The following is a 16642-nucleotide window of genomic DNA, read 5'->3' on the forward strand; positions in this document are numbered from 1 at the left end:
GCCGCGAAGAAAGCCGACGCGCTCTTCAGAATGGCGTTCGCGCGGCGCAGCTCACGGACCTCGCGCTCGAGCTCGGCAAGCCGCGTCGCATCGTCGGTGGTAGTGCCCGGACGGGTTCCCTCGTCGATCTCGGCCTGGGTCACCCAGTTGCGCAGCGTCTCGGGGTTGACGCCCAGCTGCTTGCCGATGCGGGCCAGTGCACCCGGGCGGGTGGCCGGATCACGCCGGGCCTCCACGGCCATCCGGGTGGCCCGCTCCCGCAGCTCGTCGGGGTACTTCCTCGGTGCCGCCATGACTCTCATCCTCCAGTGGATTGAGAGCCTCCATCAGACCCGGGGCGAGACAGCGGGAGCGCGGCGGTACGACCCCCCAGTCGCTTCGCGGAGAGCAGTCGATGCATCGACCAGGCTCAGGTCGGGCTACTTCTCCACCGAGCCGGCTCCACGAGGGCGCGAGTTCCACACGGAGGTCGTCGACATGCTCGAGCACTCCACCGCGCGTCAGCCGAACGCGCGGGCGTACTCCTGACGGCGGGCCGGCGGCAGGTCCGGGTCAAGGTGGCGTCGCGGGAGCGGCGCCGGCAGTGTGCCGGTGACACCCCGCACGGCCAGGTGGGCCGCGCCGAGGGCCGTCGCCTCCTGCGCGTCGACGAAGGCGGCGGCGCCCTCACCGATCGCCCCGCGGATCTCCCGCCAGGCCGGCGACTGCGCGGGCCTGCCTGCCAGCAAGCGCTGGACGACGGCCCGGCCCGCGGTGCGGCTGAGATGGCGGGTCAGCTCCCGGGACGAGACCGCGGTGGCTTCCATGAGGGCGCGCAGCAGCGTCGCCGGGTCGGCGTCGACCGGCACCCCGGTCAGGGACAGCCTGCGGTCGGCGGAGATGTGCCCGCGGACCCCGCGGCTGCCGACCGGCTCCTCGCCGAGGAGCGCGTCCAGCGGCGCGGCGGGATCCAGCCCGAGCAACCGCGTCCAGGTCAGGTACAGCGCGCCGGAGGGGAGCGCCGCGTGGAGGTAGTAGAGCCCGTCGGTGACGAAGCAGCCGACCTCGCTGTCGGCAGTCGCTCCCGGGTCGAGGGAGTCGGTCACCAGCAGGTGTGCTTCGGAGGTCCCCGCCGAGATGAATAGGTCGCCGGGGGAACGCGCGCCCGCGGCGAGGGCGCCGCAGAAGTGGTCGTGCCCGCCCGTCACCAGCGGCACGCCGGGCGCCAGGCCGAACTCCGCCGCAGCCTCCGTCCCCAGCTCGCCGACCACGGTGCCCGAGGGCACCAGCCGGGGGAGCGTCAGCCCGCCCATCCCCACCACGTTCAGGCCCTCGGGGCGCCAGGATCGGGTGGGCGCGTCGAAGAGGCCGGTTCGGGACGCATGGGAGTGGTCCATCACCAGGTCGCCCGGCCCCAGGGAGGACAGCAGCCAGCTGCCCAGGTCGGTCATCGTCACGGCGGTCTGCGCCTGGGCCGGACGGGTGCGCGCCCACCAGGCGAGCGTGTGGACGGTGTACTCAGGGTGCCGGAGGCCGGTCACCGGAGCGTGGCGGTCCAGCTCGGCGGCGAGCTCCCGGGCCGGGCCGTGCCCGACGCCGGAGAACCAGGTGGGCACGTCCCCGACCGGCCGGCTCGCGGCGTCGAGCAGCACCGCCTCCTCGCCCACGGACGTCACGGCGATCCCGCCCAGCGCGGCGCGGGCCTCCGAACCGGCCTCGGCGAGGGCGCGCCGTGCCGTGTCGACCGCGACCTCCCTGATCGCCCGCGGGGAGTGGACGGCGACGCCGCCGGAGTCCCCCTGGGGCGTCGGAGCGGCGGCCGTGGCGAGGACGACGGAACCGTCGGACGCGAGCAGTACCGCCTTCGTGCGGGTCGTACCGACGTCGATCCCGAGGAAGGTCGCGCTCACCCCCGCACTCCCGGCACGCCGGTGGCCACAGCGTGGGCACGGAGCTCGACGACCTCGTCCGGCCCGCTGAGATCCGGTTCGAGCCGGGCCGCGTTGGCGGCTCCGGCGGCGGCGCCTGTGCGCAGTGCCGACTGCCGGTCGTCCCCGCGTGCCAGGGCCGTGACGAACCCCGCCAGCATCATGTCTCCGGAGCCCGTGGCGTTGACCACGGACACCGCTGGGCTCTGCACGTCCCACCCCTCGGTCGCCGACCGGTAGGACAGGCCCGCCGCGCCACGGGTGACTATGACCGCCCCGACCCCGGCATCCACGGCCCGGCACATGAGGGCCGAGAGGTCCGCCGGGTCGTCGTCCGGCTCCGCGAGGTCGGCGTCGGCGCGGAGCTCCTCCTCGTTGACCTTGAGCACGTCGGGCCCGGACCGGACCGCCAGGGCCAGTCCCGGTCCGGAGGTGTCGACCACGGTCACCACCTCCCGCCCGCGCAGGGAGGTGACACACCGCGCGTACAGGTCCACGGGGGCGCCGCGCGGGAGGCTGCCGGTGCACACCACCAGGTCGCCCGGCCGGACCGCCTCCAGCAGCCCCTCGACCAGCGCATCCACGTCCGCGGGGCGCACCTCGGGACCCGGCTCGTTGACCACCGTGGACGTGCCCGAGGTGCTGTCCACGATCACGGTCGTCACCCGGGTCTCCCCGTCGATCGGCACCTGACGGTCCTCGATGCCGAGCTCCCGGCACCCCGCCGAGATCTGCGCGCCCACGGAACCGCCGACGAAGCCGTGCAACGCGGCACGGCCGCGCAGCCGCACCACCCCCCGGGCCACGATCATGCCCTTGCCGCCCGGCCGGCTGATGACCTCGGTCGCGCGGTGCACCTCACCCACCACCAGGCGCGACACCACCTGCAGACGGTCCTGTGCGGGGTTCGGGCTGACGACGTGGATCGTCGGGCCTGCGGGGGGTCCTTGCACGTGTCCTCCTCGTGGGCGACCGGCGCTCCTGGCGCTCGCCGGTCAGCAGGCTAGAGCGGGCTGCTGCTACCTTCGCCGCCGGGCGGCGGGCGTCCTCGATTCCCCGGACAGCTCGGGCGACCCGCGCGCCGGCGGCCCGCTGGGCTTTCCCGCCACCCCCGAGCCCATCCAGGACGCCCCGGGGGACATCCGACCCGAGGAGCACGCCGTGCCACGCGCAGCACTGACCGACGTCCTGGCCCCGGCACAGCAGGGGCGCCGCGGACTGGGCGCCTTCAACGTCATCCAGATCGAGCACGCCGAGGCCATCGTGGCCGGGGCGGAGGGCGCCGGGCGGCCCACCGTGCTGCAGCTGAGCGAGAACGCTGTCCGCTACCACGGGGCCTTGGCGCCCATCGGCCGCGCGATGCTGGAGATCGCCGACGCGGCCGACGTGCCGGTGGTGGTGCACCTGGACCACGCCACCGACGTCGGGCTGGTGGAGCAGGCCCTGGCCCTCGGCTTCACCTCGGTGATGTTCGACGGCTCCACCCTCCCCGTCGAGGAGAATCTCTCCGCCACGCGCGGCGTCGTCGAGCGGGCGCACGCCCTCGGCGTCTCCGTCGAGGCCGAGATCGGCGAGATCGGGGGCAAGGATGGCGTCCACGCCCCCGGTGTGCGGACGCGACCGGAGGACGCCGCTCGATTCGTGGAGGCCACGGGGATCGATGCCGTTGCAGTCGCGGTGGGCAGCTCCCACGCGATGACGTCCCGCACCGCCCAGCTGGACCTCGAACTCATCGGGGTCATCCGGGACTCCGTGCCGGTGCCGCTGGTGCTGCACGGCTCCTCCGGCGTTCCGGACGACCATCTGCGTGAGGCCGTCGCAGCCGGCATGACGAAGATCAACATCTCCACGCACCTGAACGGGACGTTCACCGGGCGCGTCCGCGAGGTCCTCGCCGCCGACCCGGCGCTGGTCGACCCACGCAAGTACCTCGGGGCGGCGAGGACGGCGACCGCGCAGGAGGTCGAGAGGCTGGTCCGGCTCCTCGCGGAGTGACAGGTCAGCCGTCGCGCAGAGTCCGCCGCAGGGCGGCCGCCAGTACCGGTGCCACGGGGAGCTGCGGCAGCAGCGTCGCCTGGTAGGCGTGGTACACATCCGGCTTCCCGGACCAGACCGGTTCCGCGTCCCCGACGGGCAGCTCGTGCACCCAGCTGCCGCGGTCTCGGTCGATGAACCGGGCGGCGGCCTCATCCCAGAAGGTCCGGTACCAGCGCTCGTACTCGGCCTCACCGGTGCGCTGGACGAGGGCGGCCGCTGCGCCGATGGCCTCGGTGAGGACCCAGTGCAGTCGGGACGCGACGACGGGCCGGTCCTGCCAGTCCAGGGTGTAGACGAAGCCGGACTCCCCGTCCGGCGCCCATCCGACCTCTACCGCCGCTCCGAAGAGGCTCCTGGCGTCCGCCAGCAGCCAGTCCGGTCCGTCTCCTCCCAGGGCCGCCTCGAGGTGCAGCAACAGACGCGACCACTCGAGCCAGTGGCCCGGGGTGGACCCGTAGGGACGGAACTTGTCGTTCTTGCGGTCGGCGTTGTAGTCGGGGAGTGGGTGCCACCCGGGATCGAAGTGCTCAGGGAGCCGCCAGCCGTTCTCCCGGGCGGCCGTGTGCACGAGTCGTTCGGCGATGCTCGTGGCCCGGGTGAGCCACCGGTCGTCGCCGGTTACTGCCGCCGCAGTGAGGAAGGCCTCGACCATGTGCATGTTGCTGTTGGCGCCCCGGTAGGGCTCCAGCTCCGTCCAGGTCCGGTCCCAGCTCTCCACGCAGCGGCCCTCGTCGGGCTGCCAGAAGTGCCGCTCGACCACGGCCAGCGCCTCCTGCAGCAGGTCGCCGGCGCCCGGACGTCCTGCGGCCGTGGCGCTGGCGGCCGCGAGGACGACGAAGGCGTGGTCGTAGGCGGCCTTGTCCGTGACGGCGGGCGCGCCTTCGCTGGTCAAGGACGAGAACCATCCGCCGTGCTCGGCGTCGCGGAACAGGCCGGTCAGGGCGGCCAGTCCGGAGTCGGCCAGCAGCCCGGCGCCCGGGCGGCCGCGCAGGTGGGCGAGTGCGAAGACGTGCGTCATCCGGGCGGTGATCCACAGCTGCGGGGGCTGGTCGCGGTCGGGTCGGCCGTCCTCGTCGAGCCACGCGAAGCCGATCGCAGCCTCGCCGGCGCCCTCGGCGAAGCCGAGCAGCCGGTCCGCCTCGCCGTCCAGCCAAGCGCGATGTCCCGGCAGGGAGGTCCACGAGCCGGATTGCTCGTCACCGCCGGTGAGCGTCATGGGTCCTCCTGTGAGCGGGGCCGTTCCAGCCGGCCTGAGCGGTCAGAGGACGGACCCTAGTCGCCGGAAACGGTCGTGTCTCAGTCGTGTATCGAGGTGTTGACATCGTTGACACGGGCTTGTTCCATGACCGGCGTCACCCCGTGACAGAGACGTCCGACTCGCAAAGGTGCGTGCCGTGCTCGTTCGACCGAGGACCTCCCGACCGGTGGGCGGCGGTCCTGCGGCTGTGTCCGAAGGGGTTCCTCGTGCCTGCGCGCGTCACGCTGCGTGACGTCGCCCGCGTCGCCGCCGTGAGTGCGAAGACGGTTTCCCGCGTGGTCAACCAGGACGAACACGTCACTCCGAGCACGCGCGCCCGGGTGCAGCGGGCCATCGCCGACCTCGGCTTCCAGCCCAACCTCGTCGCCAGGTCGTTGCGGGTGGGCCGGGCCGACGTGATCGGCTTGGTGGTGGAGAGCCTCGCCGATCCGTTCTTCGCCAGGCTCACCAGTGCTGTCGAGCAGGAGGCCCACGAGCGCGGCCTGGCAGTGATGGTTTCCAGCGTCGGTCACGTGCCCGAGCGGGAGAGCGTGATCGTGCAGAGCCTCCTGGTCCGCCAGGTCGCCGGTCTCATCGTGACCCCCATGTCGCAGAGCCACGCCTACCTGGCCGGGACGCAGCAACGGACCCCGGTGGTCTTCGTGGACCGGTTGCCCGAGGACATCACCAGCGACGCCGTGCTCGTCGACGACCTGGCCGCGGGGGAGGCCGCGACGCGCCACCTGCTCGACCACGGTCACCGCAGGATCGGCTTCCTCGGTTCAGAGCTCCGGAATCCGACGACCCGGCTGCGCCTGGCCGGGTACCGCCGGGCGCTGGCCGAGCGGGGGATCCCCGACGACGGGTCGCTGGTGGCCGTCGGCGCCGGGTCGGCGCAACAGGCCCGCGAGGCCGCGGAGAAGTTGCTCTCTGGGCCTCGGCCGCCCACCGCGATCTTCTCCTCGAACATGCGCTGCTCCTTGGGGCTGGTTCCGCTGCTCCACGGCAGCGGCCGGACCGACGTGGCCGTGGTCAGCTTCGACGACTTCCCGATGGCTGACTCCCTAGAGCCGGCGGTCACGGTCATCGACCACGACCCGGAGCTCATCGGGCGCGCCGCTGCGGACCGCCTGTTCCGCCGGCTCGAGGACCTCGACGCCCCCGCCGAGACGGTCGTGGTGCCGGTCCGCCTGGTGCCACGCGGATCCGGCGAGCTGCGTCCGCCGGGGCCGTCGGGCGGACGGGACAGCGGGGCGGACGGAAGACGCCCGCCGGCTTCCCCGGCGGAGCGGGACATGCGGCCCGCACCACGACAGGAAGCAGCAGATGGAGCACGACGGAGCGGAAGGGGGCGTCGACCATGACGCAGCCACACGGACAGGCGGGAACGCGGTGACCCCCGCCCTGGAGGCCCGTGGCCTCCGGCGGGAGTTCGGGCACGTGCGTGCCCTCGATGGCGCTGACTTCGATGTGAATGCCGGGGAGGTGGTGGCACTCATCGGGGACAACGGCGCCGGCAAGAGCACGCTGGTCAAGGCGCTCTCGGGCTCGCTCGCGGTCGACTCGGGTGAGCTGCTCAGCGACGGCAAGCCGGTCACGATCGACAGCCCGACGGCGGCGCGGTCGCTCGGCATCGAGACCGTGTACCAGGACCTGGCGCTCGCGCCGCACCTGGACCCGGTGCAGAACATGTACCTCGGTCGCGAGGTCATGAGGTCCGGTCTCCTCGGGCGGCTGGGGTTCATGGACCACAACGAGATGAAGGAGCACACCCGCCGGGCGTTCGCCGACCTCGGGGCGACGGTGCGCGACTTCGCCGCGCCGGTGGGCTCGATGTCCGGCGGCCAGCGCCAGCAGATCGCCGTCGCCCGCGCCGCGGCGTGGGCCAGTCGCGTCATCTTCCTCGACGAACCCACCGCGGCCCTCGGCGTGGTGCAGACGCGCAACGTGCTCGATCTGATCCGGCGGGTCCGAGACCGCGGTATCGCCGTCGTCTTCATCAGCCACTCGATGCCCCACGTGATCGAGGTGGCCGACCGTATCCAGGTGCTGCGGCTGGGGCGGCGGGTGGCGACCTACGACGCGAAGAAGACCTCGATGGAGGAGTTGGTGGGAGCCATGACCGGGGCGATCAGCCAGGAGGCGGCGTGACCACCGCCACGGGGCAGCAGCAGGCCGCGGGACCTGCGCCGGCCGAGGAGGAGCTGCCAAAGACGCCCTGGCAGCGGCTCCTGAGCGCTCAGGCCTTCCAAATCCTCGCCGTGCTGCTCGTGCTCGTCGTGCTCTTCAGCGTGGCCGAGCCCGACGCGTTCCTGTCGGTCAACAACTTCCGCAACATCGTCGTCAACGTCTCGATCCTCGCGATCATCGGCGTGGCCATGACGTTCGTGATCATCACCGGCGGCATCGACCTGTCCGTGGGCAGCGTGCTGGTTTTCAGCGGGGTGGTCGCGGCCAAGACGATGGAGGCACTCGGGGGTCAGGGTGTCGGGGTCTCGCTCATCGGCGTCCTGGTGGCCTGCGTGTCCGGAACCCTCTGGGGCCTGCTCAACGGGGTGCTCGTCGCCAAGGCGAAGGTGCCGCCCCTCATCGTCACCCTGGGCACGCTCGGCATGGCTCTGGGCGGCGCGCAGATCCTCACCGGCGGGATCGACGTCCGCGGCGCCCCCACGGTGCTGACGGACACGATCGGCTTCGGGCGCCTGTTCGGACAGATCCCCTACCTCTCGATCATCTCGCTCGTGGTCGTGGTGCTTGGGGCCGTGTTGCTGCACCGGACCCGGTTCGGGCGCTACACGTACGCCGTCGGCTCAAACGACGAGGCGGCCAGGCGGGTCGGCGTCCGGGTCGACCGTCACCTCGTCCTCGTGTACACCCTCGCCGGGTTCTGCGCCGGGCTGGCCGGGATCCTGAATCTGGCGTTCTTCGCGTCGACCACGATCGCGGGCCAGTCGAACACCGCGCTCAACGTCATCGCCGGCGTCGTCATCGGCGGTACGAGCCTCTTCGGGGGCATCGGGACGATCGCCGGCACGGTCGTCGGCCTGTTCATCCCTGCCGTGCTGCAGAACGGCTTCGTGATCATGGGTGTCCAGCCCTTCTGGCAGCAGGTCGTCGTGGGGGCGTTCCTCATCGCGGCCGTCTACATCGACCAGGTCCGCCGCGCAGCGGCGGCCCGTGGAGCGAGCAACCGTCGTTCCTTGTCCTCCCGTTTCTCCCGCCCCGTCGGGGCTCGTCGAAAGGAAGCACAGTGAATCGAAGGACCACTGCCAGGATGGCGGCCGTCTCGGCCCTCGCGCTCGGCCTGGCCGCCTGCGGTGGGGACGACGGCGGCGGTGACGGCGGGGGCGGCGGCGGCCAGGACACGTACGAGGTCGCGTTCGTCCAGGGCGTGGCGGGCGACGAGTTCTACATCACGATGGAGTGCGGGATCCAGGAGGCGGCCCAGGACCTCGGGGTCGAGGTGACGGTCCAGGGCCCCCAGCAGTTCGACCCGGCCCTGCAGACCCCGATCGTCGACAGCGTCGTGGCCAGCCAGCCGGACGGGCTGCTCATCGCCCCGACCGACGTCAGCGCCATGTACCGCCCGATCAAGGTCGCGGCGGACGCCGGCATCACCGTCGGTCTCGTCGACACGACCCTGGAGGACCCGTCCATGGCGGTCACCCAGGTCGCCTCGGACAACGAGGGTGGCGGCGCGGCGGCCTTCCAGGCCATCCAGGAGGCGAATCCCGAGGGCGGCACGGTGCTCGTCGTCGGGCACGAGCCCGGCATCAGCACCAACGAGGCGCGGATCAAGGGCTTCCTCGACGCCCTGGCCGAGGACCCGAAGTTTACGGCCCTGCCGACGCAGTACGCGCAGAACGACCCCGCCGAGGGCGCCCGGATCGTCACCTCGACCCTCCAGGCCCACCCCGACCTGATCGGCATCTTCGGCACCAACCTGTTCGCGGCGGAGGGCGCCGCGACCGGGCTGCGCCAAGCCGGCGCCCAGGAGCAGGTGACCGTCGTCGGCTTCGACGCCGGCCCGGCCCAGGTCGAGGCGCTGGAGGCCGGGACCGTCCAGGCCCTCGTCGCCCAGCAGCCGGCGGAGATCGGGCGCCAGGGTCTCGAGCAGGTGGTGGCCTCGCTGAACGGCGAGGAGCCGGAGGCGGAGATCCAGACCGATTTCACGATCATCACGAAGGAGAACCTGGCCGACAACCAGGACGCCCTCTACCGCTCCGACTGCTGATCCGCGGTGCCGGCGCGGTCTGCCGCGCCGGCCCCCGGGGACGAGCGACGCCCCGTCCCTCCCCGGGGGACGAGGCGTCGCTCGTGCTCCGGGGGGCGGGTCAGCCGGGGACGGGCAGCTCCGTCCCGTCCGGGGATCTCTCGGGCATGTCGAGGTGCACGACGAGTTCGGCACGCGACCGCGACGTCTCGACCGTTCGGCCGTTGCGTCCGTCCACGGTGCGGACCCAGTCCTCGGCTGCCTGCCGTTCATGACCGAACGACTCGCGGCGACGGATCAGGCGTTGCTCACGGATCTCCGGTGGGACGTCGAGGTACCACAGCTGGTCCAAGCAGGCGCGCACCGCGGACCAGCCGTGGTCCTCCCGGAGCAGGTAGTTGCCCTCCGTGATGACCAGCGGAACGTCCGGGAACACCGGAACGGCGCTGCCGATGGGCTCCTCGTGAGCGCGGTCGAAGACGGGCCCGTAGATCGGTCCTGGGGACCGCGCCCGCAGTCGGGTCAGCAGGGCGACGTAGCCGTCGACGTCGAAGGTGTCGGGCGCGCCCTTGCGATCGCTGCGCCCCAGGCGCCGCAACTCCACGTTGGCGTGGTGGAACCCATCCATCCCCACCAGGGCCGCCTGGTCGCCGAGCGAGGGGAGCAGGGCCGCGCACAGGGTCGATTTGCCCGCCCCCGGCGCACCGGTGATGCCGAGGATGCGCCGGGAACCGGGACGCGCCAGGGCCGCGGCGCGATCGACCAGCTGTTGCAGCGACTCGCGGACGACCGGGGGCGGGCCGGTGCGGGACCGGGGTGCCTGGTGCACGGGGTCCTGTCCTCTCTGTCTGGCCGTCGAGCGTTGCCGGGACGGAGACCGACGGCCATCCCTGCGGCACGGTAGGGACGCTGCGACATCCATATCAACGCGATCCTCCAGGTCCATGTCATCGGTGACATGAAGGGGCGGACTGTGGTTGCATCGCTGCAGCACCGGCCGCTGGATGCCGGAATCCGACCGTGCTGGACCCTGCTGAGGAGATGCGCTGACATGACGGACTTCGACGGCCGAACCGTTCTGGTCACCGGTGCGACCGGGGGCATCGGGGGCACCACGGTCCGCCAGCTGGTGGCCGCCGGGGCCGACGTCATCGCCACTGGCCGTTCGGTCGAAGGTCTGGAGGCGCTCTCCGCCGAAACCGGCGCGCGCACGCTCGCCTTCGACCTCACGTCCGAGGACAGCGTCCGCTCGGCGCTCGAGGGACTGGACCTGTGGGGCGTCGTCAACTGCGGCGGTTTCGGCGGGGAGATCGCCACTCCGATGGAGACCGACATCGCCGTCTTCGACAAGGTGATCAGCATCAACGCCCGCGGCGCGCTGCTGGTGACGAAGTACGCCTCCGCCTCGATGATCCGCCTCGGCCAGGGCGGTGCCATCGTGAACGTCTCCAGCCAGGCGAGTCTCGTGGCGTTGTCCGGCCACATCTCCTACGGCTCCTCGAAGGCGGCGCTGGACAACATCACCCGCGTTTCGGCGCTCGAGCTCGGCAGGTACGGCATCCGCGTCAACAGCGTGAACCCCACCGTGGTGATGACGGAGATGTCGGCGTTCTACTGGGGACGTCCGGAGATCCAGGGACCGTTCCTCGAGCAGATGCCCCTCGGACGGTGGGCCACCGAGGACGAGATCGCCGCGCCGATCGTCTTCCTGCTGAGCGACGGTGCGTCGATGATCTCCGGGGTCTCCCTGCCCATCGACGGTGGCTACACCGCCCGGTGAGCGTGACTAGGTCGCTCTCCGGGGGTCGGGGGGCCGTTCCGCGATGACGACGATGCGGGACGTCGCCGTCCTCGCGAAGGTCAGCGCCAAGACGGTGTCCCGCGTCTTCAACGACGACCCGCACGTGCTGCCGGAGACGAGGGCGCGGGTCGCCGATGCGATGCGGGAGCTGGGCTACGTGCCCAACTCCCTCGCCCGCACCTTCCGCACCGGCCGGTCCCCGGTCCTGGGCGTGGCCGTGCCGGACATCGCCGACCCCTTCTTCGCCGTCATCGCCAAGGCGGTGGAGGAGGTCGCGGCCCGTGCCGACATGGGGGTCGTGGTGAGCAGCCTCGGGTACGACCCGCAGCGGGAGGCGGGCGCGCTCGAATCACTGCTCCGCCGCTCCCTCAGCGGGCTGGTCGTCGCACCCACGTCGCAGGACCAGGGCCATCTCGGCACCTGGGCCGCCCGGCTCCCCGTCGTCTTCGTCGACCGCCCTCCCCGGGGACTGACCGCCGACGCCTTCCTCGGGGACGACCACGAGGGCGGCCGGATCGCCACCGAGCACCTGATCTCCCACGGCCACCGGGAGATCGCCTTCGTCGGGGACGACCCACGGACGTCCACGACCGGCCAGCGACTCGCCGGCTACCGGTCGGCCCTGGTGGATGCGGGACTCGAGCCGAGCGGGAACCTCGTCACCTTCGGCGCCTGGGGCTCCCGCGGTGCCTCGGATTCCTGCAGCCGGTCCGCCCCCGATGGTGCCACCGATCCCTCACGCGCCGAGCAGGTGGTCGGTCGTCTCCGCCGGGCCGGTCCGCCCCCGACGGCGCTCGTCAGCGCCGATGCCCGCACGACGATGACCCTCGTCCCGGCGCTGGCCGGCAGCACCTGGGCCGTCGTCGGCTTCGGCGACTTCCCGATGGCGCACATGCTCTCGCCGGCACTGACCGTCATCGACCAGGACCCCGCGACCCTCGGGCACATGGCTGCCGAACGCGTGATCCAGCGGCTCGCCACGCCCGGACGCCGCTTCCGCAGGCGCACCGTCACCCCGGTCCGGCTCGTGGAGCGACGATCGTGCTGGTCTCCCGCCCAGTCGGCGGTCCTGTTCCCCAGCTCCTTCCCGGGTGCGGGGCCCAGCGCCTCGCACGTCCAGGCCGCAACGCCCGACGCCCACGCCCACCGGCCGGCCGCGATCCCGGTCCCGTCGCTCGTGGAGGAGCCGACACCGTGACCACCTCGCTCCTTCGTCAGACGACCTTGGCGACGCTGCCCCAGACGGTGCGGCGACCGACGTATGACCGCGCCGCCGTCCGCAGTGGCGTCGTTCACCTGGGTGTCGGCGGTTTCCACCGCTCGCACCAAGCCGTCTACTTCGACCGCCTGCTCGCGCGAGGGCACGCCGACTGGGGCATCACCGGGGTCGGCGTGCTCGCCGTCGACCGGCCGCTCCATGCGGCGCTGCGGGCCCAGGACGGGCTCTACACCCTCGTGCTCAAGGCCGCCGACGGGTCGATCGAGCCGTCGGTCATCGGTTCGCTGCGGGACCTCCTGCTGCTGGAGGAGGACCCGGAGGCGGTCCTGGGGGTGATGGCCGCGCCGGCGACGCGCATGGTGACCATGACGATCACCGAGGGCGGGTACAGCACCGACAAGACCACCGGCCGGTTCCGTCTGGACGACGCGCTGGCCGCCGACCTCGGGAGGCCGCTGCCGCGCACCGCCTTCGGGTTGCTCACCGAGGCGCTGCGTCGGCGGCGGGATGCCGGGACGCCGCCCTTCACCGTCGTCTCCTGCGACAACGTCGAGGGCAACGGCAATCTCGCCCGCCAGACCCTGATCGAGTTCGCGCGGCTCCAGCAGGCCGACGGCGAGGACGGCATGGCGGACTGGATCGCCGCCACCGTCGCCTTTCCCAACTCCATGGTGGACCGGATCACGCCGGCCACCACCGACGAGGACCGTCGGCGGCTGACGGCCGAGACCGGCGTCGTGGACCAGTGGCCGGTCGTGGCCGAGCCGTACCTGCAGTGGGTCCTCGAGGACCGGTTCAGCCACGCGCGTCCGCCCCTGGACGAGGTCGGGGTCCAACTCGTGGAGGACGTTCGCCCGTACGAGCTGATGAAACTGCGCCTGCTCAACGCCAGCCACCAGGTCCTGTCCTACCTCGGATATCTGGCCGGGCACCGCAGGGTCGACGAGGTGCTCGCTGATCCGGTCTTCGCCGAGCTGGTCGAGCGGTACATGCGCGTCGAGGCCACGCCGACGCTCCCGCCGGTACCGGACACCGACCTCGCCGAGTACCGGCGCAGCCTGCTCGAACGCTTCGCCAACCCCGCCGTCAGCGACACCCTCGCCCGCAACTGCGCGGAGGGCTCCGAGCGCATCGCGACCTTCCTCCTCCCGGTCATCCGCGACCAGCTCAGCCACGGCGGTCCGATCGACATCGCCGTGCTGGCCGTGGCCGCATGGGCCCGGTACGCCGCAGGGACCGACGAGGACGGCAACCCGATCGCCGTGGTGGACGCCCGCTTGGAGCAGTTGATCCCGCTGGTGCGGTCCCAGCACGAGGATCCGCTGGCCGTTCTGACGCTCGAGGAGGTCTTCGGCGATCTCGTCGGCGACGAGCGGTTTCGTGGTGCCTACTCGCGGTCCGCAGCGTTGCTGAACCGGCTGGGAGCCCGCGGGGCGGTGGCGCACCTCGTCACCTCGTGACCGCCAGGCCTCTCCCACCTGGTGTCGTCACACAGCCCCCGGGGCGACGATGTTCGAACCGGACCTGCGGTCCATCGGCCCCGAGGTGGAGGTCTGGACACCCGGTGGTGGGTGTCGGCGTAGTTGACCCCCGCGGTGGAGACGTCGTAGAGCTGCTGGCCCGGACCGGGTACAGGCTCCGGGAGGTCGATGACGTCGAGGACCTCGGGACCGTGAAAGCGGGTGATCTGCACGGCTCGCATGGGCCGAGGTCAGGGCGCCCGACGAGGGCTCTCGCTGCGAGGGCGAGAACGACGTGGTGCCCGCCCCGTGCCTCGTCCGCGCGCGTCCACGCCCGCGCGTGCCGACAGGTACTACTGTGGGTCCAGCAAGCGCCCAGGCACGCGCCGCTCGGTCGGCAACGGCTTTCGTTCTGCCGAGGGTGCCCCCGGCGATGGACCCGGCGGCTGAGGTCCCCACCGTGGCCGGCCGTCCGCGCGGAGGCATCGATCTCTCGTGGGTCGTGGCGGAGCAGGGTCCCGGCTCACGGCCTCCGCCGTCGGGTTGGGGGCTGTCTTCGGCAGCCTGCCGTCGCAGCCGCGCCGGGCATGGCAGAGGAGGAGTTCGTGGCTCGACCAGGCCGTCGCCCGACGGGCGCGCGCCGCAACGCCCCGCGCAACCAGCGGCGCGTCCGCGGTGGCGACGACGTCATGGCGGTGCTCGCCCGCTCCGTCCGTGACGTCGAGGCGGCCATCCAGCGTCGCGCCGCGACGCCCTCTGTGCGCGCCGAGTTCCAGGCCGTCGCTCTGCTGCTGCGCGAGGAGCGCGCCCGTGTGCTGGCGGACCAGACCGGCAGCGCCACCTCCCGGGCCGAGCAGCTCAAGCGCCTGGACGGGATCGCCGCGATCCTCGCGAGGGTGGCCGTGCGCGACTCGGCACTCCTCGCACTGCTGGCGGACGACGCCGTCGCCTCCGACGCTGCCAGGTCACGCAAGCGGGACATGCTGAGGGTCGCCGGTATCGAGCCCGTCCCCGACGCGCCGCCGCCGGCAGAGCCGGCCGCCTCCTCGGCGTTCGCCGAACGCCGGGTGGTGCCGCAGTCGGTCATCTCGCGGCAGCTGGCCAACCCCTTCCTCGCCCCCGATTTCTCCGCCGCGCGGCCGGCTCCACCACGTCCGCGCCGGCTGGCCGGCTGGGAGCTGCTCGGCCCGCTGCTCAGCTCGTTCGAGCGCGCCGGCGGCGGCGCCCCGGCCTGCATGGAACTCCCTGAGCCGGCTCCGTGGCACGTCCCCGCCGGCCTGGAGCTGATGCCGCACCAGGCCCGGCTGGTGGCCGCGGCCGCCGCCGGCCACCGGACCTTCCTGCTCGCCGACGAGCCGGGCCTGGGCAAGACGGCGCAGTCGCTGCTGGCCGCCGAGGCGGCGAACGCCTACCCGCTGCTCGTGGTCGTGCCGAACGTGGTCAAGACGAACTGGGCCCGCGAGGCAGGCCGCTGGACGCCGCACCGCCCGGCGACGGTGATCCAGGGCAACGGCGAGAGGATCGACGGCTTCGCCGACATCGTCGTCGTCAACTACGAGGTGCTCGACCGGCACGTCGACTGGCTGGGCGACTTCGGCTTCCGCGGCATGGTCGTCGACGAGGCGCACTTCATCAAGAACAAGACCTCGCAGCGGTCGCAGCACGTGCTGGAGCTCTCCGATCGCATCCGGTCGCGCATCGCACGCCCGCTCCTCATGGCGCTCACCGGCACCCCGCTGATCAACGACATCGACGACTTCCGCGCCATCTGGCAGTTCCTGGGCTGGATCGACGACACCCAGCCGGTCGGCGAGCTGATGGACTGCCTGGAGGATGCCGGCCTGACCCCGGCGGACCCCGGGTTCTATCCGGCCGCTCGCCAGTGCGTCATCGACCTCGGCATCGTCCGTCGTCGCAAGGTCGACGTGGCGGCCGACATCCCCGCGCGCCGCATCGCCGATCTGCCCGTCGAGCTCGACGACAAGGCCGGCCGGTCGATCCGGGCGGCCGAGCGGGACCTCGCGCGCCGGCTGGTGTCCCGGTACGAGAGCGCCCTGGCGGCCCGCGCGTCCGACACCGTCGTGTCAGGCATCGACAGCCGCATCGACATGGACCTCGTGCGTCGGGTGGCCGGCCGGGAACTCAAGGAGACGAGCACGACGTCGACCGGCGAGAACGTCTTCAGCATGATGCGGCGCATCGGACAGGCGAAGGCCGGCCTCGCCGCGGACTACGCCGCGCAGCTCGCCCGAGGCGCGGGCAAGGTGGTGTTCTTCGCCAAGCACGTCGACGTCATGGACGTCGCCGAGGAGAGCCTCGAGAGGCTCGGGGTGCGCTACTCGTCGATCCGCGGCGACCAGACGCCCACCTCGCGGCAGAAGAACATCGACGCCTTCGTGAACGATCCGGACGTCGCCGTCGCGGTCTGCTCCCTGACCGCGGCCGGGGTGGGGCTCAACCTCCAGGTCGCCTCCAACATCGTGCTGGCAGAGCTGTCCTGGACCGATGCGGAGCAGACGCAGGCCATCGACCGCAGCCACCGCATCGGGCAGACCGAACCCGTCACCGCGTGGCGGATCATCGCCGCGCAGACCCTCGACGCCCGGATCGCCGAGCTGATCGACAGCAAGGCCGGGCTGGCCGCGCGGGCGCTCGACGGCTCCGACGAGGGGGCGCAGTCCTCGGCCGACGTCCAGCTCGAGGCCCTCGTCGCGTTGCTGACCGACGCGTTGTCGCAGGCGCCGGAGACTTCCCGCACCCGCCGCTGA

At 72.3% G+C, this 16642-nt stretch carries 14 protein-coding genes; 9 read left to right on the forward strand and 5 right to left on the reverse strand.

From position 1 onward, the window contains the following. From CHB94_RS00005 to CHB94_RS00020, 3 genes are all read right to left on the reverse strand, one after another. The coding region (locus CHB94_RS00005; protein ID WP_176445333.1) for a transposase at positions 1-293 on the reverse strand (293 nt) is incomplete at its 3' end. 207 nt (positions 294-500) lie between these two features. After that, on the reverse strand, positions 501-1889 hold the full coding sequence (locus CHB94_RS00015; RefSeq protein WP_089334551.1) for an FGGY-family carbohydrate kinase: 1389 nt from the start codon (positions 1887-1889) through the stop codon (positions 501-503). Continuing rightward, positions 1886-2860 carry a 1-phosphofructokinase family hexose kinase gene (locus CHB94_RS00020; protein WP_089334552.1) on the reverse strand — a complete coding sequence of 325 codons (975 nt, stop codon included), beginning with the start codon at positions 2858-2860 and terminating at the stop codon, positions 1886-1888. Before CHB94_RS00020 ends, CHB94_RS00015 begins: the two co-directional genes overlap by 4 nt. A 208-nt stretch (positions 2861-3068) precedes the next feature. On the opposite strand from CHB94_RS00020, the gene CHB94_RS00025 reads away from it, so the two are divergent. Next, positions 3069-3902, forward strand: a complete 834-nt coding sequence (locus CHB94_RS00025; RefSeq protein ID WP_089334553.1) for a class II fructose-bisphosphate aldolase — start codon at positions 3069-3071, stop codon at positions 3900-3902. 4 nt (positions 3903-3906) lie between these two features. Here CHB94_RS00025 and CHB94_RS00030 read toward each other — a convergent pair whose 3' ends face one another. Further along, positions 3907-5160 (reverse strand): AGE family epimerase/isomerase, encoded by a 1254-nt coding sequence (locus CHB94_RS00030; RefSeq protein WP_089334554.1) that lies wholly within the window; start codon positions 5158-5160, stop codon positions 3907-3909. 248 nt (positions 5161-5408) lie between these two features. On the opposite strand from CHB94_RS00030, the gene CHB94_RS00035 reads away from it, so the two are divergent. From CHB94_RS00035 to CHB94_RS00050, 4 genes are read left to right on the forward strand one after another with little or no spacing between them, the layout of a single operon-like run. Beyond that, complete coding sequence (locus tag CHB94_RS00035) at positions 5409-6545, forward strand: LacI family DNA-binding transcriptional regulator (RefSeq protein ID WP_176445334.1); 1137 nt, start codon at positions 5409-5411, stop codon at positions 6543-6545. 28 nt (positions 6546-6573) lie between these two features. Continuing rightward, complete coding sequence (locus tag CHB94_RS00040; RefSeq protein WP_089334839.1) at positions 6574-7332, forward strand: ATP-binding cassette domain-containing protein; 759 nt, start codon at positions 6574-6576, stop codon at positions 7330-7332. After that, a complete protein-coding gene (locus tag CHB94_RS00045) occupies positions 7329-8435 on the forward strand; it encodes an ABC transporter permease (RefSeq protein ID WP_089334556.1) in 1107 nt (368 codons plus the stop codon). The genes CHB94_RS00040 and CHB94_RS00045 overlap by 4 nt, the downstream gene beginning before the upstream one ends. Before the next feature lie 20 nt (positions 8436-8455). Then, a complete protein-coding gene (locus CHB94_RS00050; protein ID WP_176445335.1) occupies positions 8456-9415 on the forward strand; it encodes an ABC transporter substrate-binding protein in 960 nt (319 codons plus the stop codon). Between the two features lie 100 nt (positions 9416-9515). Here CHB94_RS00050 and CHB94_RS00055 read toward each other — a convergent pair whose 3' ends face one another. Continuing rightward, positions 9516-10223: a nucleoside/nucleotide kinase family protein gene (locus tag CHB94_RS00055; protein WP_254920295.1), complete on the reverse strand. Its 708-nt coding sequence runs from the start codon at positions 10221-10223 to the stop codon at positions 9516-9518. Between the two features lie 222 nt (positions 10224-10445). Between CHB94_RS00055 and CHB94_RS00060 the strand changes: the two genes are divergently transcribed. The 4 genes from CHB94_RS00060 (at position 10446) to CHB94_RS00080 (ending at position 16642) form a co-directional block, all read left to right on the forward strand. Beyond that, positions 10446-11174, forward strand: a complete 729-nt coding sequence (locus tag CHB94_RS00060) for an SDR family oxidoreductase (protein WP_089334559.1) — start codon at positions 10446-10448, stop codon at positions 11172-11174. Positions 11175-11217: 43 nt separating this feature from the next. Then, positions 11218-12393 (forward strand): LacI family DNA-binding transcriptional regulator, encoded by a 1176-nt coding sequence (locus tag CHB94_RS00065; protein ID WP_176445336.1) that lies wholly within the window; start codon positions 11218-11220, stop codon positions 12391-12393. Continuing rightward, on the forward strand, positions 12390-13874 hold the full coding sequence (locus tag CHB94_RS00070; protein WP_089334560.1) for a mannitol dehydrogenase family protein: 1485 nt from the start codon (positions 12390-12392) through the stop codon (positions 13872-13874). Before CHB94_RS00065 ends, CHB94_RS00070 begins: the two co-directional genes overlap by 4 nt. Before the next feature lie 605 nt (positions 13875-14479). Beyond that, positions 14480-16642 carry a DEAD/DEAH box helicase gene (locus CHB94_RS00080; protein WP_089334841.1) on the forward strand — a complete coding sequence of 721 codons (2163 nt, stop codon included), beginning with the start codon at positions 14480-14482 and terminating at the stop codon, positions 16640-16642.

The organism is Blastococcus mobilis (assembly GCF_900188025.1).
Classification (GTDB): domain Bacteria; phylum Actinomycetota; class Actinomycetes; order Mycobacteriales; family Geodermatophilaceae; genus Blastococcus_B; species Blastococcus_B mobilis.

What these genes read in the sequence shown, in the direction of transcription:
- CHB94_RS00060 (WP_089334559.1), top strand. Translation starts at nt 10,446, where the DNA reads ATGACGGACTTCGACGGCCGAACCGTTCTGGTCACCGGTGCGACCGGG.
- CHB94_RS00030 (WP_089334554.1), bottom strand. Translation starts at nt 5,160, where the DNA reads ATGACGCTCACCGGCGGTGACGAGCAATCCGGCTCGTGGACCTCCCTG.
- CHB94_RS00050 (WP_176445335.1), top strand. Translation starts at nt 8,456, where the DNA reads ATGGCGGCCGTCTCGGCCCTCGCGCTCGGCCTGGCCGCCTGCGGTGGG.
- CHB94_RS00065 (WP_176445336.1), top strand. Translation starts at nt 11,218, where the DNA reads ATGACGACGATGCGGGACGTCGCCGTCCTCGCGAAGGTCAGCGCCAAG.